Raw genomic sequence first — 22,876 nt, 5'->3', positions numbered from 1 at the left:
TGTGGCGGCAGCGCGGACTAGAGCTGCTCGGTCTCGCGGTAGTCGTCGGTGTCGTAGTCGGCCTCGCCGAAGGCGTCCACGACGTGCGCCGGGTCGAAGTTCGGAGCCGAGTCCTTCAGCCCCAGGCCCATCCCGGCGAGCTTCATCTTGACCTCGTCGATCGACTTCTGACCGAAGTTGCGGATGTCGAGGAGGTCGGCCTCGGTACGCCCGATGAGCTCACCAACGGAGTTGATGCCCTCGCGCTTGAGGCAGTTGTAGGAGCGGACGGTCAGGTCCAGCTCCTCGATCGGCAGGGCCAGGTCCGCAGCCAGCTGGGCGTCCTGCGGGGACGGCCCGATGTCGATGCCCTCGGCCGTCTCGTCCAGCTCGCGGGCGAGCCCGAACAGCTCCACCAGCGTCGAGCCGGCCGAGGCCAGCGCGGTACGCGGGCCCATCGACGGCTTGGTCTCGACGTCGATGATCAGCCGGTCGAAGTCGGTCCGCTGCTCGACACGGGTCGCCTCGACCCGGTACGTCACCTTGAGCACCGGCGAGTAGATCGAGTCGACCGGGATCCGGCCGATCTCGGCACCCGCCTGCTTGTTCTGCGCCGCCGTGACGTAGCCGCGCCCCCGCTCGACGGTCAGCTCCATGTCGAGCCGGCCCTTGCCGTTGAGGGTGGCGAGCTTCAGGTCCGGGTTGTGCACCGAGACACCGGCCGGGGGCTGGATGTCACCGGCGGTCACGTCGCCCGGGCCCTGCTTGCGCAGGTACATGCTGACCGGCTCGTCGTGCTCGGAGCTGACGCACAGCTCCTTGATGTTCATGACGAGCTCGACCACGTCCTCCTTGACCCCGGGGATCGTGGTGAACTCGTGCAGCACACCGTCGATCTTGATCGAGGTGACAGCCGCACCCGGGATGGACGACAGCAGCGTACGCCGCAGCGAGTTGCCCAGGGTGTAACCGAAGCCGGGCTCCAGCGGCTCGATGGTGAACCGGGAACGGGTCTCGTTGATCGACTCTTCGGAGAGAGACGGTCGCTGGCTGATGAGCATCTTTTCTCTTCTCTTCCGGGGCGCCCGCTATTTGACGCCCACGACACAACTGTTCCGGTGGCCCGCCCCGGAGGACGGGCCACCGCAACGAGCCCTTACTTGGAGTAGAGCTCGACGATCAGCTGCTCCTGGACCTGGGTGTCGATCACCTGGCGGGCCGGGAGCGAGTGCACGAGGATCTTCATCTGGCTCGGGATCGCCTCCAGCCACGCCGGAACGGTCCGCGAGCCGGCCTCACCCTGCGCCACGAGGAACGGGGTGAGCTCCTTGCTCTTCGCACGCACCTCGACGATGTCGTGCTCCTTGACGCGGTACGACGGGATGTCGACCTTCTTGCCGTTCACCGTGAAGTGACCGTGCTTGACCAGCTGACGGGCCATGTCCCGGGACTTGGCGTAGCCGGCCCGGTAGACCACGTTGTCCAGCCGCGACTCGAGGATCTGCAGCAGGACCTCACCGGTCTTGGCTTCCTTGCTCACGGCCTCTTCGTAGTAGCCGCGGAACTGCTTCTCCAGCACGCCGTAGACACGACGGGCCTTCTGCTTCTCACGGAGCTGGAGCAGGTACTCCGTCTCCTTCGTGCGGCCGCGGCCGTGCTGCCCGGGCGGGAACGGCCGGGACTCGAACGGGCACTTCGGACCATCGCACTTGCTGCCCTTGAGGAACAGCTTCATCTTCTCCCGCCGGCAACGGCGGCAGTCAGCACCGGTGTAACGAGCCATCTCTCTCTAACCTCTCAGACCCGGCGACGCTTCGGCGGACGGCAACCGTTGTGCGGCTGCGGCGTGACGTCGGAGATCTGCCCGACCTCGAGGCCAACTGCCTGCAGCGAACGGATGGCGGTCTCCCGGCCGGAGCCGGGACCCTTGACGAACACGTCGACCTTGCGCATGCCGTGCTCCATCGCGCGGCGCGCGGCGGCCTCGGCGGCGAGCTGCGCGGCGAACGGAGTCGACTTGCGGGAGCCCTTGAAGCCCACCTGGCCGGACGAGGCCCAGGAGATGACCGCACCGGTCGGGTCCGTGATGGACACGATGGTGTTGTTGAAGGTGCTCTTGATGTGCGCCTGCCCGTGGGCGACGTTCTTGCGTTCCTTGCGCCGGACCTTCTTGACGGCGGCTCCGGCACGAGCCTTCGGTGGCATAAGTCTGTGCGCTCCTAGTTACTTCTTGCCGGGCTTCTTCTTGCCGGCCACGGTCCGCTTCGGGCCCTTCCGGGTCCGCGCGTTGGTCTTGGTGCGCTGGCCACGCACGGGCAGACCACGGCGGTGCCGGATACCGGCGTAGCAGCCGATCTCGACCTTGCGGCGGATGTCAGCGGCGACCTCGCGGCGCAGGTCACCCTCAACCTTGTAGTTGCCCTCGATGTGGTTCCGGAGCTCGACGAGCTCCTCGTCCGTGAGGTCCCGAACGCGCTTGTCCGGCGAGATGCCGGTCGCGGCGAGCGTCTCCAGGGCGCGGGTACGACCGACCCCGAAGATGTAGGTGAGCGCGATCTCCATCCGCTTCTCGCGGGGGAGATCCACGCCGACTAGACGTGCCATGTGCGGGCGTACTCCTCGTGATGTTGTGGCGGAGGTGTGGACCCGCCCCACCCCGCTACCGACCGTCCCTGTCCTTCCGGCGTCCACGATGCCGGCGACCGGGACCGGTCGCTGCCCGAGCGGGCCCCGGCCTCCGACCGGGGGTCAACCACGAGGGGTACGCACTGCGTACCAACCGCGGCTGGGGCGAGTTGGTGATGTGTGGGGCGTCAGCCCTGGCGCTGCTTGTGGCGCGGGTCGGTGCAGATGACCATGACCCGGCCGTGCCGGCGGATCACCCGGCACTTGTTGCAGATCCTCTTGACGCTCGGCTTGACCTTCACGGTTGCCTTACTTCCCATCTGGCCCGGAGACGCGACGCAGCGCGACCCGGACGTCGAAGACGGACACGGGAACGTCCCGGCCGCCGTCAGGCTTACTTGTAGCGGTAGACGATGCGCCCGCGGGTCAGGTCGTACGGCGAGAGTTCGACGACGACCCGGTCCTCCGGCAGGATGCGGATGTAGTGCTGCCGCATCTTGCCGCTGATGTGAGCCAGCACCTTGTGGCCGTTCGCGAGCTCCACCCGGAACATGGCGTTCGGCAGGGGCTCGATGACCCGACCCTCGATCTCGATGGCTCCGTCTTTTTTCGGCATGTACTCCGCTGTCCTGACGTCGGTTGCTCCGGACGGCCCACAACGTCTTACACGGGTGAACTGACCAAGATCAGAAAACCCGCGCCAGCCGCGGCTCCGACTCCCACCGAAGCGCAGGGTGGGCATGGCGGAGTGGACGCTGTGCGCCGATCTGAAAGTGTACGCCGACCCGCACGCGCTCGCCAAACCGACCGGCGCGACGGTCACCCGGACGACTCAGATATGACGCAGGTCACGCGTCGGGCAGCTCCCGCTTCGCCGCTCGCCGGGCATCCCGTTCGACCCGCTTGCGCCGCCTGCGCTCGGCGTCCCGCTCCGGCACCCCGGTGGCGAGCCCCTGCGCGGTCTGGTAGAGCACCACGGCGCCCCACGGGCCGAGCACCCAGAGCGGCCAGTAGTCGTCGAACTCACCCTCACCGAGCTGGGACACGAACCAGATCGCGGTGAGGATCAGGCCCACCTTCAGCCAGGGCCCCCAGAGCCCCAGCAGCCAGGCGCCGCGCGCACCGCCCGGGTCCACCGGGGCCGGGGCGGCCGGCGGGGGCGTCACGGCGCTCTCCCCGGCCGCGCGGGGCACCGGCAGGGGACGCCCCGCCGGCCCGGTGCCGGGCAGATCGGTCAGCAGCTCGTCCAGCTCGCCGTAGGTCTTCGACGCGTACGTCCGGCGCAGCCGCTCGTCGTACTCGTGCAGGTCGAGCCGGCCCTCGTTAAGCGCCGCCCGGAGTTGCTCCGCGGTGGCCTCCCGATCCACGTCGGCCGCTCGCATCCGGTTGCGCTCCTCCATGGGAGCAAGCATGGCATCCGACCGCCAGCCAGGCACGGCGTGCCCCGCCACGCGGGCGGGCGAAACCCGCCGGTCAGGCGGCCGGGGAGTCGACGGAGGTCTGCCGCGCGGTCACCAGGTCGCCCAGGCGGGCCCGGCCGCCGTCCTCGGCGGTCAGCACCCACACGCCGTCGTCAAGCAACGCCATCGAGTGCTCGACGTGCACCGCCATCGACCCGTCCCGGGTCACCACGGTCCAGCCGTCGGACAGTTCGACGGTACGCGGCGAACCCATCGTGATCATCGGCTCGATCGCGAGCGCCATGCCCGGCACGAGGCGCGGGCCCTTGCCGGGACGCCCGTGGTTGAGCACGTGCGGGTCCTGGTGCATCTCGGTGCCGATGCCGTGGCCGCCGTAGCCGTCGACGATGCCGTACCGGCCGCCCTTGCGGACCGCGCTCTCGACCGCGTGGGAGATGTCGGTGAGCCGCCCCTTGCCGGAGGCCGCACCACGCGCCGCGGCGGCGATCCCGGCCCACATGGCGTCCTCGGCCACCGCCGTCATCCGCAGCAGGGCCGGGTCGACCTCGCCGACCGGCACCGTGACCGCCGCGTCGCCGTGCCAGCCGTCCAGCACCGCCCCGCAGTCGATCGAGATCAGGTCGCCCTCGCGCAGCACCTGCTGGGGCGACGGGATGGCGTGCACCACCTGCTGGTTGACCGAGGAGCAGATCGACGCCGGGAAGCCGTGGTAGCCCTTGAACGAGGGCACGGCACCCGCCTCGCGGATGGTCGACTCGGCGATCGCGTCCAGGTCAGCCGTCGACACGCCCGGCGCCACCGCCTCCCGCATCCGGCGCAGGGCACGGGCGACGACCAGACCGGCGGCCCGCATCAGCTCGATCTGCTCGGGGGTCTTCAGCTGGATGTCCAGCTGGGGACGGCGCATGGTGGTGATTACCTTTCGTCGCGCGTACGCGGAGCAGCGGGGCACGTCGCACGTACCCCGCTGCTCGCACTCTATCCGTCGGGTGGTGGGTGGGACCTCAGCCGCCGTACGAACGCAGCGCGTCGATGGCGCGGACGGTGACGTCCTCCACCGGGCCGGTCGCGTCGATGCCGACCAGCTTGCCCTGGGCGCCGTAGTAGTCGACCAGCGGCGCGGTCTTCTCGGCGTACTCCCGCAGCCGGGCCGCGATGGTCTCCGGCTTGTCGTCGTCCCGCTGGAACAGCTCCGCGCCGCAGCGGTCGCAGATGCCCTCCCGGCTGGTCGCGTCAAACTCGACGTGCCAGATCTTGCCGCAGCCCCGGCAGGTACGCCGGCCGGACAGCCGCCGGATCACCTCGTCGTCGTCGACGACGAGCTCCAGCACCAGGTCCAGCGCGGTGCCGAGGTCGGCGAGGAGCTTGTCCAGCGCGGCGGCCTGCGGCGTGGTCCGCGGGAAGCCGTCGAGCAGGAAGCCCTCGCTCGCGTCCGGCTCGGCGAGCCGGTCCCGCACCATGTTGATGGTGACCTCGTCCGGGACCAGCTTGCCCGCGTCCATGTAGCGCTTGGCCTCGACGCCCAGCGGCGTGCCCTGGGAGACGTTCGCCCGGAATATGTCACCGGTCGAGATCTTCGGCACCGAGAGGTGCGCGGCGATGAACTCCGCCTGTGTGCCTTTGCCCGCGCCCGGCGGGCCAACCAGAACGAGTCGCATCTACCGCAGGAACCCTTCGTAGTTCCGCTGCATGAGTTGGCTCTCGATCTGCTTCACGGTCTCCAGACCGACGCCGACCATGATGAGCACAGCGGTGCCGCCGAACGGGAAGTTCTGGAACTGCTGGTTGTCCAGCCAGATGAAGAAGAAGTTCGGCAGGATAGCGACGATGCCCAGGTAGAGCGCACCCGGCAGGGTGATCCGGCTGAGGATGAAGTCGAGGTACTCGGCGGTCGGCTTGCCGGGGCGGATGCCCGGCACGAAGCCGCCGTACTTCTTCATGTTGTCCGCGACCTCGGTCGGGTTGAACGTGATCGACACGTAGAAGTACGTGAAGAAGATGATCAGCAGGAAGTAGATCGCGATGTGCTCCGGCGCGCTCGCCTTCACGATGTGGTTCTGGATCCACGCCTGGACCTTGCCCGGGTCGTTCTGATCGAAGAACTGCAGCGCGAGCTGAGGCAGGTAGAGCAGCGACGAGGCGAAGATGACCGGGATGACGCCGGCCTGGTTCACCTTGAGCGGGATGTAGGTGGACGTGCCGCCGTACATCCGCCGGCCGATCATGCGCTTGGCGTACTGCACCGGGATCCGGCGCTGTGCCTGCTCGATGAAGGTGACAGCGGTGATGACCAGCAGGACCAGGGCGATGACCAGGAGGAACATCCCCCAGCCCTTCGTGGTCTTGATCTTCCAGCCCTCGCTGGGGAGCCGGGCCGCGATCGAGGTGAAGATCAGCACGGACATGCCGTTGCCGACGCCCCGGTCGGTGATCAGCTCACCCAGCCACATCACCACGCCGGTGCCGGCGGTCATGGTCATGACCAGGATGGTCAGCGTCAGCCAGTCCGGGATGCCGGTGCCCTTGGGCACGATCGGGAACTGGTCGCACTGGTTGTTGAACAGCTGCCCGGAGCGGGCCAGCGCCACGAACGCCGAGGACTGGAGGATGCCCAGGCCCAGCGTCAGGTAGCGGGTGTACTGCGTGATCTTGGCCTGCCCGGCCTGGCCCTCCTTGCGGAGTTGCTCCAGGCGCGGGATCACCACCGTCAGCAGCTGCAGGATGATCGACGCGGTGATGTAGGGCATGATGCCCAGCGCGAAGACCGAGAGCTGGAGCAGAGCGCCACCGGAGAAGAGATCCAGCAGGTTCAGCACGCCAGTGCTGCCGCCCTGGATCGTGTCGAGGCACTTCTGCACGTTTCCGTACGAGACGCCCGGGCTGGGCAGCGTGGCGCCCAGCCGGTAGACCGCGATGATGCCTACTGTGAACAGCAGCTTCTTGCGCAGGTCAGGCGTACGGAACGCACTGAGAAAGGCGGACAGCAACTTCTTCCTCCTGCGCGACGCGGGCCGCCGGTGACGAATCCCTGGCGGGGCGGGGTGGTGCCGGACGGAGTGTCCGGTATCCATGGCTGGGAACGGACTCTAACAGCCCGGCCCCGGTCCGGGCAGATGTGCCCGGCTACATAAACCGAATCCGATGTTACCCGGCGCACACGTGGCCGGTAGACCATGGCGCCCGCCCAGTTGCGAACAACTGAGCGGGCGCCGTGGACATCGCCTTACAGCTCCGTGACCGAGCCACCGGCGGCGGTGATCTTCTCCTTGGCCGACGCGCTGAACGCGTGCGCCGAGACCTGGAGAGACACGCCACCGAGGTCGCCCGTGCCGAGCACCTTGACCGGGTGACCCTTGCGGACCGCGCCGGCCTCGACCAGCTCGACCGGGCCGACCTGGCCGCCGTTCGGGAACAGCTCGGCCAGCCGGTCCAGGTTGACCACCTGGAACACGACCTTGAACTTGTTCTTGAAGCCCTTCATCTTCGGCAGGCGCATGTGGATGGGCATCTGCCCACCCTCGAACGCCGGCGAGATGTTCTTCCGGGCCTTGGAACCCTTGGTACCGCGACCGGCGGTCTTGCCCTTCGAGCCCTCACCGCGACCCACACGGGTCTTGTCGGTCTTGGCACCCGGAGCCGGACGCAGGTGGTGCACCTTGATCGTCATTACTCGACCTCCTCGACCTTCACGAGGTGGTTGACCGTGAAGATCATGCCGCGGATCTCCGGCCGGTCCTCCTTGACCACCACGTCGTTGATCCGCTTGAGACCGAGCGAACGCAGCGAGTCACGCTGGTTCTTCTTGGTCCCGATCTCGGACCGGACCTGGGTGACCTTCAGGCGTGCCATCAGGACGCCACCCCCGCCCGCGACGCCAGCATGGCGGCCGGCGCGACGTCCTCGACCGGCAGACCACGACGGGCCGCGACCTGCTCCGGGGACTCGAGCCCCTTCAGGGCCGCCACCGTGGCGTGCACGATGTTGATCGGGTTGGACGAGCCGAGGCTCTTGGAGAGCACGTCGTGGATGCCCGCGCACTCCAGCACGGCACGCACCGGGCCACCGGCGATGACACCCGTACCGGCGGAGGCCGGCTTGAGCAGCACCACACCGGCGGCGTCCTCGCCCGTGACCGGGTGCGGGATCGACTGGCCGATCCGCGGCACCTTGAAGAAGTGCTTCTTGGCCTCCTCGACACCCTTGGCGATCGCCGCGGGCACCTCCTTGGCCTTTCCGTAGCCCACACCGACGGTGCCGTCGCCGTCGCCCACGATCACGAGGGCGGTGAAGCTGAAGCGACGACCACCCTTCACGACCTTGGCGACGCGGTTGATCGCGACGACCCGCTCGAGGTGCGGGGTCTTCTCGACGGGCGCGTTTCCGCGGCCGCCCTCACGGCGGTTGTCGCGGCGACCACCCTCGTTGCCACCGGACCCGCCGCCACGGCGCTGTTGACCTGGCATCAGCAGCCTTCCTTCTCTCTCGTGACGGGGTTTCTAGAACTCGAGCCCGGCTTCGCGGGCGGCGTCGGCGAGCGCGGCGACACGCCCCGCGTACCGGTTGCCACCGCGGTCGAAGACGACCTTCGAGACGCCGGCGGCCTTGGCACGCTCGGCGAGCAGGGCGCCGACCTTGCCGGCCAGGGCGCTCTTGTCGCCCTCGGCGCCGCGCAGCGAGGCGTCCATGGTCGAGGCCGACGCCAGGGTGTGACCCTTGGTGTCGTCCACGACCTGGGCCACCATGTGCCGCAGGGAGCGGGTGACGACGAGGCGGGGACGGTCGGCGGTGCCGCTGACGTTCTTGCGGACCCGGAAGTGCCGACGCGCACGCCCGACGGCACGCTTGGCGGCGACGCCGCGGCGGCGCTTGAGCAGCGTGGCGCTCACTTCTTACCTGCCTTTCCAGCCTTGCGGCGGATGACCTCGCCCTGGTACTTCACGCCCTTGCCCTTGTAGGGCTCCGGCGGACGGATCTTCCGGATGTTGGCGGCGACCTCACCGACCTGCTGCTTGTCGATGCCGGCGACGTGGAACAGCGTCGGCTTCTCGACGGTGAAGGTGATGCCGTCCGGCGCCGGCACGAGGACCGGGTGCGAGAACCCGAGCGCGAACTCCAGGTCCTTGCCCTTGGCGGTCACGCGGTAACCGGTGCCGGCGATCTCCAGGCTCTTGCGGTAGCCCTCGGTGACCCCGACGATCATGTTGGCCACCAGCGTACGGCTCAGGCCGTGCAGCTCCTTGGCCTTGCGCTCGTCGTTGGGCCGGTTGACGTGCAGCTCGCCGTCCTCGCCCCGCTCCGCCGTGATCGGCTCGGCCAGCACGTGGCTCAGCTCGCCCTTGGGGCCCTTGACCTTGACGGTCCGGCCGTCGATCGTGATGTCGACGCCGGCAGGTACCGGGATCGACTTACGTCCAATACGCGACATTTCTACCTGTCTCCCGTTACCAGACGAAGGCGAGGACTTCCCCGCCAACGCTCCGCTTGCGGGCCTGCCGGTCGGTGAGCAGCCCCTGGGACGTCGAAATGATCGCCACGCCCAGTCCACCGAGCACCCGCGGGAGCCCGTCCGACTTGGCGTACACCCGGAGGCCGGGCTTGGACACGCGCTTGATGCCGGCCAGGCTCCGCTCGCGGTTCTGGCCGTACTTCAGCTCGACGACCAGTCGCTTGCCGACGGCGCCCTCCTCGGGCTCCTCGACCGACCAGGTGGCGATGTAGCCCTCGGCCTTGAGGACCTCGGCGATGTTCGCCTTGATCTTCGAGTACGGCATCGTCACCCGGTCGTGGTACGCCTGGTTGGCGTTACGCAGACGCGTGAGCATGTCTGCGATCGGGTCGGTCATCGTCATGAAAACTCGTCAACCTTTCTCGCCGGGGTTCCCCGGGCCAGGCCCGGGGCCTACGGCGAAGAGACAGTTCAGCTGACGCGCCGGAGCGCGCCGGGCTATTACCAGGAAGCCTTGGACACGCCGGGCAGCTCACCGCGGTGGGCCATCTCCCGGATGCACACCCGGCAGAGACCGAACTTGCGGTAGACCGCCTTCGGACGCCCGCACCGCTGGCAGCGGGTGTACGCGCGAACCGAGAACTTCGGCTTCGCGGCCGCCTTGAGGATCAGCGCCTTCTTGGCCATCTCAGTTCTCCTTGAACGGGAAGCCCAGGAGCTTGAGCAGCGCCCGGCCCTCGTCGTCGGTCGTGGCGGTCGTGACCACCGTGATGTCCATGCCCCGCTGGCGATCGATCTTGTCCTGGTCGATCTCGTGGAACACCGACTGCTCGGTCAGACCGAACGTGTAGTTGCCGTGCCCGTCGAGCTTGCGCCCGTCCAGGCCGCGGAAGTCACGGATACGCGGCAGCGCGATCGAGAGCAGCCGGTCCAGGAACTCCCACATCCGGTCGCCGCGGAGGGTGACCTTCGCGCCGATCGGCATGCCCTCGCGGAGCTTGAACTGCGCGATGGACTTGGTGGCCCGCCGGACCTGCGGCTTCTGGCCGGTGATGGTGGCCAGGTCGCGGACGGCCCCGTCGATCAGCTTGGCGTCGCGAGCGGCCTCGCCGACACCCATGTTGACGACGATCTTGACCAGCCGCGGCACCTGCATCGGGTTGGCGAACTCGAACTGCTTCTGCAGCTCGCCCACGATCTCGTTGCGGTACCGCTCCTTGAGGCGCGGCAGGGTCTTGGTTTCGGTAGCCGTGGTCATCAGAGGTCCTTACCGGTGCTACGCGCGATGCGGACCTTCTGGCCGTTGTCGTCGATCCGGTAGCCGACGCGGGTCGGCTTGCCGTCGGAGTCCAGGACCATCACGTTCGAGACGTGGATCGGGGCCTCCTGGGTGACGATGCCACCGGTCTTGGCGCCACGCTGGGTGGTGCTGATGCGGGTGTGCTTCTTGACCCGGTTCACGCCCTCGACCAGGACCTTGTCCTGCCGCGGGTAGGCCGCGATGACCTTGCCCTTGGCACCCTTGTCCTTGCCGGCGATGACGACGACCGTGTCGCCCTTCTTGACCTTCACGGTCACAACACCTCCGGCGCGAGAGAGATGATCTTCATGAACCGCTTGTCCCGCAGCTCCCGGCCCACCGGGCCGAAGATGCGGGTACCGCGCGGGTCCCCACCGTCCTTGATGATGACGGCGGCGTTCTCGTCGAAGCGGATGTACGACCCGTCCGGCCGCCGCTTCTCCTTGGCGGTCCGAACGACGACGGCCTTGACGACGTCGCCCTTCTTCACACCGGCACCGGGGATCGCGTCCTTGACGGTGGCCACGATGACGTCGCCGATGCTCGCGTAGCGCCGACCGGAGCCGCCGAGCACCCGGATGCACAGGATCTCCCGGGCACCCGTGTTGTCGGCGACGCGCAGTCGCGACTCCTGCTGAATCACGTCTATCTCCTATGTCTGCCGGTTCTCCGGCCGCTCGGGGCGGCCGGAGCCTGGCGGAACCTGCGCCCGACCGAGACCGGCCGAGCTCGAGCCTTCGCTACTTGGCCTTCTCGAGGATCTCCACGATCCGCCAGCGCTTGGTGGCGGACAGCGGCCGGGTCTCCATGATCAGGACACGGTCGCCGATGCCGGCCGCGTTCTGCTCGTCGTGGACCTTCAGCTTGCGCGTACGACGCATGATCTTGCCGTACAGCGCGTGCTTGACCCGGTCCTCGACCTCGACCACGACGGTCTTGTCCATCTTGTCGCTGACCACGAGGCCCTCACGAACCTTGCGGCGGGCCCGCGCGGGGGCGGTGGTGTTCTCACTCATGATGCAGTCACCTCAGTCGGCGCGGCCGAGAGACCCAGCTCACGCTCACGCATGATCGTGTAGATCCGGGCGATCTCCCGACGGATGACCTGCAGCCGCCGGTTGTTGTCCAGCTGCCCGGTTGCGGCCTGCACGCGGAGGTTGAACAGCTCCGCCTTCGCCTCGCGCAGCTTCGTGACCAGCTCCTCTTCGGAGAGCTCACGCAGCTCGGAGGACTTGACGCCCGCTGCCATCAGGATTCACCCACTTCGCGCGTAACAATGCGGCACTTCATCGGGAGCTTGTGGATCGCGCGACGCATCGCCTCTCGCGCGATCTGCTCGTTGGGGAAGGACATCTCGAAGAGGACCCGCCCCGGCTTGACGTTGGCGACCCACCACTCGGGCGAACCCTTACCGGAACCCATCCGGGTCTCGGCCGGCTTCTTGGTGAGGGCCTGGTCCGGGAAGATCGTGATCCAGACCTTGCCACCACGCTTGATGTGGCGGGTCATCGCGATACGCGCCGACTCGATCTGGCGGTTGGTCACGTACGCCGGCTCGAGAGCCTGGATCCCGAACTCGCCGAACACCACCCGGTTACCACCCTTGGACGCGCCACTGCGGTCCGGGTGGTGCGGCTTGCGGAAGCCCTTCGGGGGCTTGCGCGGCATCAGCATCTGTCAGCCCTCCTGCTGCTGTTCTGCCGGCTGGGTCGCGGCTGCCGCCACGGCGCCGGCGTCGACCGGGTCACCGGCCGGCGTCTCCGCCTGCTGCGCGATGGTGGTCGCGGCAGCCCGGCCGGCCTCGGTGCCACCGGCGGTCGTACCGGACGAGCCCGAGCGGCCACGGCGCGGCCGGTCCGGCCGGTCGCCACGGTCACGGCGCGGGCCGCGCGACGGGGCGGCCTCGGCCGGGGCCTCGCGGCCCGGGACGGCGTCGCCCTTGTAGATCCAGACCTTCACGCCGATCCGGCCGAAGGTGGTACGGGCCTCGAAGAAGCCGTACTCGATGTTGGCCCGCAGCGTGTGCAGCGGAACCCGGCCCTCGCGGTAGAACTCGGTCCGGCTCATCTCGGCGCCGCCGAGACGGCCCGAGACCTGAACCCGGATGCCCTTGCAGGCCGGGTTCTTCATCGCGGACTGCATCGCCTTGCGCATGGCCCGACGGAAGCTGACCCGGCTGGAGAGCTGCTCGGCGACGCCCTGGGCGACCAGCTGCGCGTCCGACTCGGGGTTCTTGACCTCGATGATGTTCAGCTGGACCTGCTTGCCGGTGAGCTTCTCCAGCTCGCCGCGGATCCGGTCGGCCTCCGCACCCTTACGGCCGATGACGATGCCCGGCCGGGCGGTGTGGATGTCGACGCGGACCCGGTCGCGGGTGCGCTCGATGTCGACCTTGGAGATGCCGGCGCGCTCAAGGCCCTTGGACATCATCCGGCGGATCTTGACGTCCTCGCCGATGTAGTCCTTGTAGAGCTTGTCCGCGAACCAGCGGGACTTCCAGTCGGTCGAGATGCCGAGCCGGAACCCGGTCGGGTGAACCTTCTGACCCATTACTCGGCACCCTCCGTCGTGCTCTGCTCCTCAGCCGCCGGCTTGGCCGGAGCGGCCTTCTTAGCCGACTTCTTCGGCGTGGCCGCCGCGACCGCCTCGACCGCCACGGTGATGTGGCACGTGCGCTTGCGGATCCGGTACGCCCGGCCCTGCGCCCGCGGCCGGAACCGCTTCATGGTCGGGCCCTCGTCGACGAACGCCTCGCTGACGAGCAGCGCGTCGGGGTCCAGCCGCTCGTTGTTCTCCGCGTTGGCGATCGCGCTCGCGAGCACCTTGTACACCTGCTCGCTCGCAGCCTGCGGCGCGAACTGCAGCACCGTGAGCGCCTCCTTCGCGGGCAGGCCGCGGACGAGGTTGACCACCCGGCGCGCCTTCATCGGCGAGATGCGCACGTGCCGCGCAACCGCCCGCGCGCCCGGAAGCACCGGAGCGTCGCCCTTTCCTGGCATCGCTGTAACCCCTTGTTCCTCTATCCGTATGCCCGCGGCGTCAGCGCCGGCGGCTCTTCCGGTCGTCCTTCTCGTGACCCTTGAACGTGCGGGTCAGCGCGAACTCGCCGAGCTTGTGCCCGACCATGGCCTCGGTCACGAAGACCGGGACGTGCTTACGTCCGTCGTGCACGGCGATCGTGTGACCCAGCATCTCCGGGATGATCGTCGAGCGGCGCGACCAGGTCTTGATGACGTTCTTCGAGCCCTTGTCGTTCTGCGTCTCCACCTTCTTGAGCAGGTGGTCGTCGACGAACGGGCCCTTCTTCAGGCTGCGAGGCATGTCTTATCTCCCTCAGCCGCGCTTACGCGTGGCGTAGCGGCGGCGGACGATCAGCCGGTCGCTCGGCTGGCCCTTACGACGGGTGCGGCCCTCGGGCTTACCCTGCGGGTTGACCGGGTGGCGACCACCGGAGGTCTTACCCTCACCACCACCGTGCGGGTGGTCGACCGGGTTCATGGCGACACCACGGACGGTCGGGCGCTTGCCCTTCCACCGCATCCGGCCGGCCTTACCCCAGTTGATGTTCGACTGGTCGGCGTTGCCGATCTCGCCGATGCTGGCGCGGCAGCGCACGTCCACACGCCGGATCTCACCGGACGGCATACGCAGGGTCGCGTACGCGCCCTCACGGCCGAGCAGCTGGATGCCGACGCCGGCCGAGCGGGCCAGCTTGGCGCCGCCGCCCGGGCGCAGCTCCACGTTGTGGATGGTGGTACCGACCGGGATGTTGCGCAGCGGCAGGTTGTTGCCCGGCTTGATGTCGGCGCCCGGACCGGACTCGACGCGGTCGCCCTGCTTCAGGTCCTTCGGCGCGATGATGTAGCGCTTCTCGCCGTCGGCGTAGTGCAGCAGCGCGATGCGCGCGGTGCGGTTCGGGTCGTACTCGATGTGAGCGACCTTCGCCGGCACGCCGTCCTTGTCGACCCGCTTGAAGTCGATCAGACGGTACTGGCGCTTGTGGCCGCCACCGTGGTGCCGCGTGGTGATCCGGCCGTGGGCGTTGCGTCCGCCCTTCTTCGGCAGCGGAGCCAGCAGCGACTTCTCCGGCGTCGACCGGGTGATCTCGGCGAAGTCGGCAACGCTCGAGCCACGCCGGCCCGGCGTCGTCGGCTTGTACTTACGGATAGCCATTGTCTACACCCCTCAGCTGACCGGGCCGCCGAAGGCCTCGATACGGTCACCGTCAGCCAGCTTCACCATCGCGCGCTTGGTGTCCTTGCGCTTGCCGAACCCGGTACGGGTCCGCTTGCGCTTGCCCTCGCGGTTGAGCGTGTTGACCGTCAGGACGCGGACGTTGAAGATCTGCTGGATAGCGATCTTGATCTCGGTCTTGTTGGCGTCCGGGTGCACCAGGAAGGTGTACCAGTTGCGGTTCAGCTCGCTGTAGCTCTTCTCCGAGACGACCGGCGCGACGATGACGTCACGCGGATCGGCGATCGTGCTCACTTGCCATCCTCCTCGGTGGTCTCGGCGGGCACGCCCAGGAACTCGTCCAGGGCCTCCTTCGTGAAGACCACGTCGTCGGCCACCAGCACGTCGTAGGTGTTGAGCTGGCCGGCCTCGATCAGGTGCACCCGGCTGTCCCGCGCGTTGCGCAGGTTCCGCAGCGACACCCAGTTCAGCTCGTCGGTGCTGCTCAGCACGACCAGGACCCGACGGGCCTCGGTGAGCTTGGTCAGCGTGGCCAGGGCCGCCTTGGTGGACGGCTTCTCGCCGGAGACGAACGCCTCGACGACGTGCACCTGGCCGGCGCGGGCCCGGTCGGAGAGGGCGCCACGCAGGGCGGCGGCCTTCATCTTCTTCGGGGTGCGCTGGCTGTAGTCGCGCGGCACCGGGCCGTGGACCACGCCACCGCCGGCGAACTGCGGCGCGCGGGTCGAGCCCTGGCGGGCACGACCGGTGCCCTTCTGCTTGTACGGCTTCTTGCCTCCACCGGAGACCTCGCCGCGGGTCTTCGTCTTGTGCGTACCCTGACGGGCCGCCGCGAGCTGGGCCACCACGACCTGGTGCATCAGGGCGATGTTGGCCTGCGCGTCGAAGATGTCGGCCGGCAGCTCGACGGAGCCGCTCTTGGCGCCTTCGACGTTGATGACGTCAACGGTGGTCACTTGGCCGCACCGCCCTTCTTCACCTTCGCCTTGGCCGCGGTGCGGACCAGGACCAGCGCGCCCTTCGGGCCGGGGATGGCACCGCGGACGAGCAGGAGGTTGTTCTCGGTGTCGACCGCCTGGACGGTCAGGTTCTGGACGGTGTAGCGCACGCCACCCATCCGGCCCGCCATCCGGGTGCCCTTGAAGACGCGACCCGGGGTCGCGCAGGCGCCGATCGAGCCGGGCGAGCGGTGCTTGCGCTCGACACCGTGGCTGGCGCGCAGGCCGTGGAAGCCGTGCCGCTTCATCGGGCCGGCGTAGCCCTTGCCCTTGGTCTTTCCGGTCACGTCGATCACGACGCCGGCCGGGAACTCCTCGACCGTGACCTCGTGGCCCGGCGCGTAGTCCGCGGCGTCGGAGGTGCGCAGCTCGACGATGTGCCGGCGCGGCGCGACGTCCGCCTTGGCGTAGTGCCCGGCGAGCGGCTTCTTGACCTTGCGCGGGTCGATGACCCCGTACGCCAGCTGGACCGCGGAGTAGCCGTCCTTGTCGGCGCTACGAACCTGGCTCACGACGCACGGGCCGGCCTGAACCACGGTCACGGGCACAACCTTGTTGTTGTCCCAGACCTGGGTCATGCCGAGCTTGGCGCCCAGGATCCCCTTGACTTGCCTGTCCATTTGTCCGGTCCCTACAGCTTGATCTCGATGTCGACGCCAGCCGGCAGGTCGAGGCGCATGAGCGAGTCGACCGTCTTCGGGGTCGGGTCGATGATGTCGATCAGACGCTTGTGCGTACGCATCTCGAAGTGCTCGCGCGAGTCCTTGTACTTGTGCGGCGAGCGGATGACGCAGAAACGGTTGATCTCCGTGGGCAGCGGCACCGGGCCAGCGACCTGCGCCCCGGTACGCGTCACCGTCTCGACGATCTTCCGAGCCGAGGAGTCGACGACCTCGTGGTCATAGGCCTTGAGCCGGATGCGGATCTTCTGTCCCGCCATGGTGGCTTCTGTTCCTTCTCTCGATGCCGCTGTGTTGCGGGCGCCTGCACCGGCTGGCACAGGCCCACTTCCGCCGACCCCCGCGGTCGGGCGTGTCGCGCCCGTGGGCCAGGCTCCGCCCCGGGACTCCGGAGCGATTCTCTGACCACGCGGTGGGTCATGGCGCCGATCGCGGGGACCGCGACCTGGACGCCGCGCGAGGGTGGTTGACCGCCGATGGCGATCAACCACCCTACGCGAGACAGTCTGACTCCCGGAGGTCCAGCGTTAACCGGACGCAGGCGACCGACTGTCGTTACGCAACCTGACTAGTATGCCGCACTACCGGCGGCGACGCTAATCGGGGTTACCCAGCTCACTTGATGATCTTGGTGACGCGACCCGCGCCAACCGTACGACCACCCTCGCGGATCGCGAACTTCAGGTTCTCCTCCATGGCGATGGGCTGGATCAGCTTCACCGTCATCGAGGTGTTGTCGCCCGGCATGACCATCTCGGTGCCCTCGGGCAGCGTGACGACGCCGGTGACGTCCGTGGTCCGGAAGTAGAACTGCGGGCGGTAGTTCTGGAAGAACGGGGTGTGCCGGCCGCCCTCCTCCTTGGAGAGGATGTAGACCGTCGCCTCGAACTCCGTGTGCGGGGTCGTGGTGCCCGGCTTGATGACGACCATGCCGCGCTCGACGTCCTCGCGCTTGATGCCACGCAGCAGCAGACCGACGTTCTCACCCGCGCGGGCCTCGTCGAGCAGCTTGCGGAACATCTCGATGCCGGTGCAGGTGGTCTTCATCGACTTCTCACGGATGCCGACGATCTCCACCTCCTCGTTCGGCTTGAGGATGCCGCGCTCGGCGCGACCGGTGACCACGGTGCCGCGGCCGGTGATCGTGAAGACGTCCTCGATGGGCATGAGGAACGGCTTCTCGGTCTCGCGCTCCGGCTGCGGGATCGCGGTGTCCACGGCGTTCATCAGGTCCAGGAGCTTCCCGGTCCACTCCGGGTCGCCCTCCAGGGCCTTCAGCGCCGAGACCCGCACGACCGGCAGGTCGTCACCCGGGTACTCCTGCGAGGAGAGCAGCTCGCGGACCTCGAGCTCGACGAGCTCCAGGAGCTCCTCGTCGTCGACCATGTCGCTCTTGTTGAGCGCCACGACGATGTACGGCACACCGACCTGACGGGCCAGCAGCACGTGCTCGCGGGTCTGCGGCATCGGGCCGTCGGTCGCCGCCACCACCAGGATCGCGCCGTCCATCTGCGCGGCACCGGTGATCATGTTCTTGATGTAGTCGGCGTGACCGGGGCAGTCGACGTGCGCGTAGTGACGCGCCTCGGTCTGGTACTCGACGTGCGCGATGGAGATCGTGATGCCGCGGGCCTTCTCCTCCGGCGCCTTGTCGATCTCGTCGAACGGCGTGTACGGGTTCAGGTCCGGGTACTGGTCGTGCAGGACCTTGGTGATGGCCGCCGTCAGCGTCGTCTTACCGTGGTCGATGTGACCAATGGTGCCGATGTTGACGTGCGGCTTAGTCCGCTCGAACTTCGCCTTCGCCACTGGGTCCTCCTGTGGACTTTCTTGGTTCGTTCGCCCCGGCGCGCCGTTCGGCGCTTAGGACTCTGTCGACAGCCTTTCCGGCCGGAAGGCCGGAGAGCTTTTGTGGGTTCTGCGGCGATGAAGCCTACAGGCCCGGTCTCACGCAATCCGATCGAGGTGGCCGCGGGCGGGAGAACCCTCCCGCGACCGCCCCCGTGTCATCGGATCAGCCGAGGGTGAGTGTCACTCACCCGTCGCCTTGGCGATGATCTCCTTGGCCACCGAGTTCGGAACCTCGGCGTAGGAGTCGAACTGCATGCTGTAGCTAGCCCGGCCCTGGGTCTTCGACCGCAGGTCGCCGACGTAGCCGAACATCTCCGACAGCGGCACCAGAGCCCGGACGACGCGAGCGCCGCTGCGCTCCTCCATCGCCTGGATGATGCCACGCCGGGAGTTGAGGTCGCCGATGACGTCACCCATGTTCTCCTCAGGAGTGGTGACTTCAACGGCCATCATCGGCTCGAGGAGAGCGGGGTCGGCCTTGCGGGCCGCCTCCTTCATCGCCATCGAGCCGGCGATCTTGAACGCCATCTCCGACGAGTCGACCTCGTGGTACTGGCCGTCCACCAGGGTGAGCTTGACGCCCACCAGGGGGAAGCCGGCGAGGATGCCGTACTGCATGGCGTCCTGCGCACCCGCGTCCACCGAGGGGATGAACTCCCGGGGGATGCGGCCACCGGTCACCGCGTTGGCGAACTCGTAGGTCGGGGCGTCGTTGCCGAGCGGCAGCGGCTCCACGCTGATGATCACGCGGGCGTACTGGCCGGAACCACCGGTCTGCTTCTTGTGGGTGTACTCGACCTTCTCCACCTTGCGGCGGATGGTCTCGCGGTACGCCACCTGCGGCTTGCCGATGTTCGCCTCGACGTTGAACTCGCGGCGCATCCGGTCGACCAGGATGTCCAGGTGCAGCTCGCCCATGCCGGAGATGACCGTCTGACCGGTCTGGTCGTCCAGCTTGACGCGGAAGGTCGGGTCCTCCTCGGCCAGCCGCTGGATGGCGGTGCTGAGCTTCTCCTGGTCGGCCTTGGTCTTCGGCTCGATGGCCACCTCGATGACCGGCTCCGGGAAGGTCATCGACTCCAGGATGACCGGGTTCGCCGGGTCGCACAGGGTGTCACCGGTGGTGGTCTGCTTCAGACCCTGCACCGCGATGATGTCGCCGGCCTGGGCGGAGCTGCGCTCCTCCCGCTTGTTGGCGTGCATCTGGTAGATCTTGCCGATCCGCTCCTTGCGGTCCTTGGTGGAGTTGATCACCTGAGAACCGGACTCGAGCGTGCCGGAGTAGATCCGGACGTACGTCAGCTTGCCGAGGTGCTTGTCGGTCTGGATCTTGAAGGCCAGGCCGGAGAACGGCTCGGAGACCGCGGGCTTCCGCTGCAGCGGGGTCTCGCCGTCGGTGGCCGTACCCTCGATCGCCGGGATGTCCAGCGGCGAGGGCAGGTACGCGACGACCGCGTCCAGCATCGGCTGGATGCCCTTGTTCTTGAAGGCGGTACCGGTGAGGACCGGGTTGGCCTTGCCGGCGATGGTGGCCCGGCGGATGGCGGCCTTGATCTCGTCGACCGAGATCTCCTCGCCCTCGAGGTACTTCTCCATCACCGAGTCGTCGACGTCGGCGAGGGTCTCCATCAGCTTCTCGCGCCACTCGGCGGCGGAGTCGGCGAGGTCGGCCGGGATCTCCTCGACCGCGTAGTCCTCACCCTTCTGGGTCTCGCCGCGCCAGGTGAGCGCGCGCATCTCGACCAGGTCGACCACGCCGATGAAGTCGGACTCGGCGCCGATCGGGATCTGCAGGACCAGCGGGGTGGCGTTGAGCCGGTCGATCATCATCTGCACGCAGCGGAAGAAGTCGGCACCGGTCCGGTCGAGCTTGTTGACGAAGCACATCCGGGGGACGTTGTACTTGTCCGCCTGCCGCCAGACGTTCTCCGTCTGGGGCTCCACGCCGGCCACGCCGTCGTAGACCGCGACCGCACCGTCCAGAACACGCAGCGACCGCTCGACCTCGACCGTGAAGTCGACGTGGCCGGGCGTGTCGATGATCTGGATCGTGTGGCCCTTCCACTCGCACTTGGTGGCGGCGGAAGTGATGGTGATACCGCGCTCCTGCTCCTGCTCCATCCAGTCCATGACGGCGGCGCCCTCGTGGACCTCACCGATCTTGTACGTGATGCCGGTGTAGAACAGGATTCGCTCGGTGGTGGTGGTCTTACCGGCATCGATGTGGGCCATGATGCCGATGTTGCGTACGTTGGCGAGCGCGTCTGCGGCGGCCACTTCAATCCCTACTTATCGTCGTCTCGACACAACTGGTGGCGGTTCCGGCGCCGGTGGGCGCCGGAACCTCAGGTGTTACCAGCGGTAGTGCGCGAAGGCCTTGTTCGACTCGGCCATCTTGTGCGTGTCCTCACGCCGCTTGACGGCGGCGCCGAGGCCGTTGCTCGCGTCCAGCAGCTCGTTCATCAGCCGCTCGACCATGGTCTTCTCGCGCCGGGCCCGGGAGTAGGTCACCAGCCAGCGCAGACCGAGCGTGGTCGCGCGGGACGGCCGGACCTCGACCGGAACCTGGTAGGTGGCGCCACCGACACGGCGGCTGCGCACCTCGAGGGTCGGCTTGACGTTGTCCATCGCGCGCTTGAGCGTGACGACCGGGTCGGTGCCGGACTTCTCGCGGCAGCCCTCCAGGGCGGCGTACACGATGCGCTCGGCGAGCTGACGCTTGCCGCGCAGCAGGATCTTGTTCACCAGCTGGGTGACCAGCGGCGAGTTGTACACCGGGTCAGCGACCAGCGGCTTCCGCGGAGCGGGTCCCTTACGCGGCATGTCAGCTCTTCTCCTTCTTCGCGCCGTAACGGCTGCGAGCCTGCTTGCGGTTGCGGACACCCTGGGTGTCCAGCGAGCCGCGCACGATCTTGTACCGCACGCCGGGCAGGTCCTTCACACGACCGCCGCGCACGAGCACGATCGAGTGCTCCTGAAGGTTGTGGCCGACGCCCGGGATGTAGGCGGTCACCTCGATCTGGCTGCTGAGCTTGACACGAGCGACCTTGCGCAGCGCCGAGTTCGGCTTCTTCGGGGTGGTGGTGTACACGCGGGTGCACACGCCGCGCCGCTGGGGAGACCCCTTGAGCGCCGGGGTCTTGGTCTTGGTCGTCTTGGCCTGACGGCCCTTTCGGACCAACTGCTGAATGGTGGGCACCGGGTTTCTCCGCTCCCTTCGGCCGCTGCGAGGCGACCGCGCCGTCTGCTCCAGCCGTCCGGATGGGCGGCTCTCCTACATTCCAACCAGGGCCGCCTGACGGCACCCCAGCACCCGCGGTCGGGCGTGTCGCCCGAGTCACGGCCCGGTGTCGGCCGCTGAGGCGTCGTACCGGATCTTCGGTCTTGGTGGTGCGATCGCGCGATCACCGGCTGACCGGTTCCAGCGCACGCACGCATTGCCCGGGCGGGCCCGGGCACAAGGGGAAAGAGTACCTACCACAGCCGCGCCGGTCAAAACGGATGGGTCGGAGAAGGACCGCTGTGCGGTCCGCCGCCGACCTCCGGGTCGCCGATGCGCCGGTGATGGGCACCTACAGTGACAAGTGTACCGGCTCGTCCGTCGCGCGGCCGGGCGGCCCCGGGACCGCCCGGCCTTCGGGCACCCGGACATACCGCTCAACCCCGGCCACCGGCCGCAGGCGTCGCGGACACGACCTCAGGTGATCTGCACCACCAGAGCCAGCGCGAGCCCGATCAGGCCGAACAACAGGCCCGCCGCGCCGCAGGAGATCCCGGCCACGGCCAGGCCGGCGCCGGTGAACCGGACCGCCGGTGGCGGCGGCTGCCGCCGGACCTGCCGCCGGGCGAGCAGGCCGGCCACCACCGCACCGACGCCGATCAACCCGCCGAGCACCGTGAACGCGCCCGCCGCCCAGGCGCCGCCGACATTTCGGCCGGCCAGGCCGAAACACAGCACCAGCAGCGACACCCCGATCGCGGCGATCCCGGCGACGAGCGACCCGATGGCCAGGCCCGAGGTGACCGGCGGCACGTCGAGGTGGACCACGCCGAACGGCGTACCCGGCACCGCGTCGACCCGCTTCGGCGGCCGGGGCGCCTCGGCCGGCGGCGGCGGAAGCGCCGGCCCGCCGTGCGGACCCCAGCCGCCGTGGCCGGGCGCGCTCCCCGGCGCCGCCCACCCGCCACCGTGCGCCGGCGGACTCCCCGGGTACGCCCCGAACGCCGGTTGGTGCGCGGGCGCGGACGCGGGACCCGGCGGGTACGGCCCGGGGCGGTTCGGGTCGCCTCCCGGCGCAGCCGGTTCCGTCACGGGATCCTCCTGTCCACACGCGCCCGCCGCGCGGCGGACACCGGCCAGGCTACCGTCGCCGATCACGGCC

General features: G+C 68.5%; 36 protein-coding genes. All 36 read right to left on the bottom strand.

Features of this window, described 5'->3' with window-relative positions:
• Window positions 1-17 precede the first annotated feature (17 nt).
• The 36 genes from AB0C17_RS20445 to AB0C17_RS20270 all read right to left on the bottom strand — a co-directional run bounded on the left by AB0C17_RS20445 (window position 18) and on the right by AB0C17_RS20270 (window position 22,563).
• Complete coding sequence (locus tag AB0C17_RS20445; protein ID WP_007073009.1) at window positions 18-1,040, bottom strand: DNA-directed RNA polymerase subunit alpha; 1,023 nt, start codon at window positions 1,038-1,040, stop codon at window positions 18-20.
• 95 nt (window positions 1,041-1,135) lie between these two features.
• Complete coding sequence (gene rpsD, locus AB0C17_RS20440) at window positions 1,136-1,762, bottom strand: 30S ribosomal protein S4 (protein ID WP_073828936.1); 627 nt, start codon at window positions 1,760-1,762, stop codon at window positions 1,136-1,138.
• Between the two features lie 14 nt (window positions 1,763-1,776).
• Entirely contained in the window at window positions 1,777-2,184 is a 408-nt protein-coding gene (gene rpsK, locus AB0C17_RS20435; RefSeq protein ID WP_013288613.1) for a 30S ribosomal protein S11, read from the bottom strand.
• Window positions 2,185-2,202: 18 nt separating this feature from the next.
• Entirely contained in the window at window positions 2,203-2,583 is a 381-nt protein-coding gene (gene rpsM / locus AB0C17_RS20430) for a 30S ribosomal protein S13 (RefSeq protein WP_013288614.1), read from the bottom strand.
• 209 nt (window positions 2,584-2,792) lie between these two features.
• Window positions 2,793-2,906 (bottom strand): 50S ribosomal protein L36, encoded by a 114-nt coding sequence (rpmJ, locus tag AB0C17_RS20425; RefSeq protein ID WP_012184307.1) that lies wholly within the window; start codon window positions 2,904-2,906, stop codon window positions 2,793-2,795.
• 92 nt (window positions 2,907-2,998) lie between these two features.
• On the bottom strand, window positions 2,999-3,220 hold the full coding sequence (gene infA, locus AB0C17_RS20420; RefSeq protein ID WP_007073013.1) for a translation initiation factor IF-1: 222 nt from the start codon (window positions 3,218-3,220) through the stop codon (window positions 2,999-3,001).
• A gap of 232 nt (window positions 3,221-3,452) precedes the next feature.
• A complete protein-coding gene (locus AB0C17_RS20415; RefSeq protein WP_357383581.1) occupies window positions 3,453-3,986 on the bottom strand; it encodes a DUF1707 domain-containing protein in 534 nt (177 codons plus the stop codon).
• A 91-nt stretch (window positions 3,987-4,077) separates the two neighbouring features.
• Window positions 4,078-4,932: a type I methionyl aminopeptidase gene (map, locus tag AB0C17_RS20410; RefSeq protein WP_357383552.1), complete on the bottom strand. Its 855-nt coding sequence runs from the start codon at window positions 4,930-4,932 to the stop codon at window positions 4,078-4,080.
• A 97-nt stretch (window positions 4,933-5,029) separates the two neighbouring features.
• Complete coding sequence (locus tag AB0C17_RS20405; RefSeq protein WP_030501603.1) at window positions 5,030-5,683, bottom strand: adenylate kinase; 654 nt, start codon at window positions 5,681-5,683, stop codon at window positions 5,030-5,032.
• On the bottom strand, window positions 5,684-7,012 hold the full coding sequence (gene secY, locus AB0C17_RS20400) for a preprotein translocase subunit SecY (protein WP_357383550.1): 1,329 nt from the start codon (window positions 7,010-7,012) through the stop codon (window positions 5,684-5,686).
• Between the two features lie 236 nt (window positions 7,013-7,248).
• Window positions 7,249-7,692: a 50S ribosomal protein L15 gene (rplO, locus tag AB0C17_RS20395; RefSeq protein WP_018784561.1), complete on the bottom strand. Its 444-nt coding sequence runs from the start codon at window positions 7,690-7,692 to the stop codon at window positions 7,249-7,251.
• Window positions 7,692-7,874 carry a 50S ribosomal protein L30 gene (gene rpmD, locus AB0C17_RS20390; protein WP_013473693.1) on the bottom strand — a complete coding sequence of 61 codons (183 nt, stop codon included), beginning with the start codon at window positions 7,872-7,874 and terminating at the stop codon, window positions 7,692-7,694. The genes rplO and rpmD overlap by 1 nt, the downstream gene beginning before the upstream one ends.
• The gene (gene rpsE / locus AB0C17_RS20385) at window positions 7,874-8,488 is read right to left on the bottom strand and encodes a 30S ribosomal protein S5 (protein WP_013288621.1); all 615 of its coding nucleotides are present in this window, start codon (window positions 8,486-8,488) and stop codon (window positions 7,874-7,876) included. Before rpsE ends, rpmD begins: the two co-directional genes overlap by 1 nt.
• A 33-nt stretch (window positions 8,489-8,521) precedes the next feature.
• Window positions 8,522-8,911: a 50S ribosomal protein L18 gene (rplR, locus tag AB0C17_RS20380; RefSeq protein WP_357383547.1), complete on the bottom strand. Its 390-nt coding sequence runs from the start codon at window positions 8,909-8,911 to the stop codon at window positions 8,522-8,524.
• Window positions 8,908-9,450 carry a 50S ribosomal protein L6 gene (gene rplF / locus AB0C17_RS20375; protein WP_018784558.1) on the bottom strand — a complete coding sequence of 181 codons (543 nt, stop codon included), beginning with the start codon at window positions 9,448-9,450 and terminating at the stop codon, window positions 8,908-8,910. Before rplF ends, rplR begins: the two co-directional genes overlap by 4 nt.
• Window positions 9,451-9,466: 16 nt before the next feature.
• Window positions 9,467-9,874 (bottom strand): 30S ribosomal protein S8, encoded by a 408-nt coding sequence (rpsH, locus tag AB0C17_RS20370; RefSeq protein ID WP_013288624.1) that lies wholly within the window; start codon window positions 9,872-9,874, stop codon window positions 9,467-9,469.
• 98 nt (window positions 9,875-9,972) lie between these two features.
• Complete coding sequence (locus tag AB0C17_RS20365) at window positions 9,973-10,158, bottom strand: type Z 30S ribosomal protein S14 (RefSeq protein WP_007073023.1); 186 nt, start codon at window positions 10,156-10,158, stop codon at window positions 9,973-9,975.
• A 1-nt stretch (window position 10,159) separates the two neighbouring features.
• On the bottom strand, window positions 10,160-10,729 hold the full coding sequence (gene rplE, locus AB0C17_RS20360; RefSeq protein ID WP_013288625.1) for a 50S ribosomal protein L5: 570 nt from the start codon (window positions 10,727-10,729) through the stop codon (window positions 10,160-10,162).
• On the bottom strand, window positions 10,729-11,049 hold the full coding sequence (gene rplX / locus AB0C17_RS20355) for a 50S ribosomal protein L24 (protein ID WP_013288626.1): 321 nt from the start codon (window positions 11,047-11,049) through the stop codon (window positions 10,729-10,731). Before rplX ends, rplE begins: the two co-directional genes overlap by 1 nt.
• On the bottom strand, window positions 11,046-11,414 hold the full coding sequence (gene rplN, locus AB0C17_RS20350; RefSeq protein WP_007073026.1) for a 50S ribosomal protein L14: 369 nt from the start codon (window positions 11,412-11,414) through the stop codon (window positions 11,046-11,048). The genes rplX and rplN overlap by 4 nt, the downstream gene beginning before the upstream one ends.
• 97 nt (window positions 11,415-11,511) lie before the next feature.
• Complete coding sequence (gene rpsQ / locus AB0C17_RS20345) at window positions 11,512-11,787, bottom strand: 30S ribosomal protein S17 (protein ID WP_357383543.1); 276 nt, start codon at window positions 11,785-11,787, stop codon at window positions 11,512-11,514.
• Window positions 11,784-12,020 carry a 50S ribosomal protein L29 gene (rpmC, locus tag AB0C17_RS20340; protein ID WP_357383541.1) on the bottom strand — a complete coding sequence of 79 codons (237 nt, stop codon included), beginning with the start codon at window positions 12,018-12,020 and terminating at the stop codon, window positions 11,784-11,786. The genes rpsQ and rpmC overlap by 4 nt, the downstream gene beginning before the upstream one ends.
• The gene (rplP, locus tag AB0C17_RS20335) at window positions 12,020-12,445 is read right to left on the bottom strand and encodes a 50S ribosomal protein L16 (protein WP_007465292.1); all 426 of its coding nucleotides are present in this window, start codon (window positions 12,443-12,445) and stop codon (window positions 12,020-12,022) included. Before rplP ends, rpmC begins: the two co-directional genes overlap by 1 nt.
• A 3-nt stretch (window positions 12,446-12,448) precedes the next feature.
• Complete coding sequence (gene rpsC / locus AB0C17_RS20330) at window positions 12,449-13,321, bottom strand: 30S ribosomal protein S3 (protein ID WP_318335719.1); 873 nt, start codon at window positions 13,319-13,321, stop codon at window positions 12,449-12,451.
• Window positions 13,321-13,770 (bottom strand): 50S ribosomal protein L22, encoded by a 450-nt coding sequence (gene rplV, locus AB0C17_RS20325; protein ID WP_013288630.1) that lies wholly within the window; start codon window positions 13,768-13,770, stop codon window positions 13,321-13,323. Before rplV ends, rpsC begins: the two co-directional genes overlap by 1 nt.
• 40 nt (window positions 13,771-13,810) lie before the next feature.
• Window positions 13,811-14,092 carry a 30S ribosomal protein S19 gene (gene rpsS, locus AB0C17_RS20320; RefSeq protein ID WP_007073032.1) on the bottom strand — a complete coding sequence of 94 codons (282 nt, stop codon included), beginning with the start codon at window positions 14,090-14,092 and terminating at the stop codon, window positions 13,811-13,813.
• Window positions 14,093-14,104: 12 nt separating this feature from the next.
• Window positions 14,105-14,944 carry a 50S ribosomal protein L2 gene (rplB, locus tag AB0C17_RS20315; protein ID WP_013288631.1) on the bottom strand — a complete coding sequence of 280 codons (840 nt, stop codon included), beginning with the start codon at window positions 14,942-14,944 and terminating at the stop codon, window positions 14,105-14,107.
• Window positions 14,945-14,956: 12 nt separating this feature from the next.
• On the bottom strand, window positions 14,957-15,259 hold the full coding sequence (gene rplW / locus AB0C17_RS20310) for a 50S ribosomal protein L23 (RefSeq protein WP_013288632.1): 303 nt from the start codon (window positions 15,257-15,259) through the stop codon (window positions 14,957-14,959).
• On the bottom strand, window positions 15,256-15,921 hold the full coding sequence (rplD, locus tag AB0C17_RS20305) for a 50S ribosomal protein L4 (RefSeq protein ID WP_135242074.1): 666 nt from the start codon (window positions 15,919-15,921) through the stop codon (window positions 15,256-15,258). Before rplD ends, rplW begins: the two co-directional genes overlap by 4 nt.
• Window positions 15,918-16,583: a 50S ribosomal protein L3 gene (gene rplC, locus AB0C17_RS20300; RefSeq protein ID WP_357383537.1), complete on the bottom strand. Its 666-nt coding sequence runs from the start codon at window positions 16,581-16,583 to the stop codon at window positions 15,918-15,920. The genes rplD and rplC overlap by 4 nt, the downstream gene beginning before the upstream one ends.
• A gap of 11 nt (window positions 16,584-16,594) precedes the next feature.
• The gene (rpsJ, locus tag AB0C17_RS20295) at window positions 16,595-16,903 is read right to left on the bottom strand and encodes a 30S ribosomal protein S10 (protein WP_007073037.1); all 309 of its coding nucleotides are present in this window, start codon (window positions 16,901-16,903) and stop codon (window positions 16,595-16,597) included.
• Window positions 16,904-17,258: 355 nt separating this feature from the next.
• On the bottom strand, window positions 17,259-18,452 hold the full coding sequence (gene tuf / locus AB0C17_RS20290) for an elongation factor Tu (RefSeq protein ID WP_013288635.1): 1,194 nt from the start codon (window positions 18,450-18,452) through the stop codon (window positions 17,259-17,261).
• Between the two features lie 222 nt (window positions 18,453-18,674).
• Window positions 18,675-20,771, bottom strand: a complete 2,097-nt coding sequence (gene fusA, locus AB0C17_RS20285) for an elongation factor G (protein ID WP_357383535.1) — start codon at window positions 20,769-20,771, stop codon at window positions 18,675-18,677.
• A 75-nt stretch (window positions 20,772-20,846) separates the two neighbouring features.
• On the bottom strand, window positions 20,847-21,317 hold the full coding sequence (rpsG, locus tag AB0C17_RS20280; protein WP_013288637.1) for a 30S ribosomal protein S7: 471 nt from the start codon (window positions 21,315-21,317) through the stop codon (window positions 20,847-20,849).
• 1 nt (window position 21,318) lies between these two features.
• A complete protein-coding gene (rpsL, locus tag AB0C17_RS20275) occupies window positions 21,319-21,693 on the bottom strand; it encodes a 30S ribosomal protein S12 (RefSeq protein WP_007465318.1) in 375 nt (124 codons plus the stop codon).
• 498 nt (window positions 21,694-22,191) lie between these two features.
• Complete coding sequence (locus AB0C17_RS20270; protein ID WP_357383579.1) at window positions 22,192-22,563, bottom strand: hypothetical protein; 372 nt, start codon at window positions 22,561-22,563, stop codon at window positions 22,192-22,194.
• Between the last annotated feature and the right edge of the window lie 313 nt (window positions 22,564-22,876).

This window comes from Micromonospora sp. NPDC048887 (genome assembly GCF_040649715.1).
In the GTDB taxonomy this organism is placed as follows: domain Bacteria; phylum Actinomycetota; class Actinomycetes; order Mycobacteriales; family Micromonosporaceae; genus Micromonospora.
The sequence above is the reverse complement of the archived record's forward strand: the minus strand, read 5'-3'. Positions and strand labels throughout refer to the sequence as shown.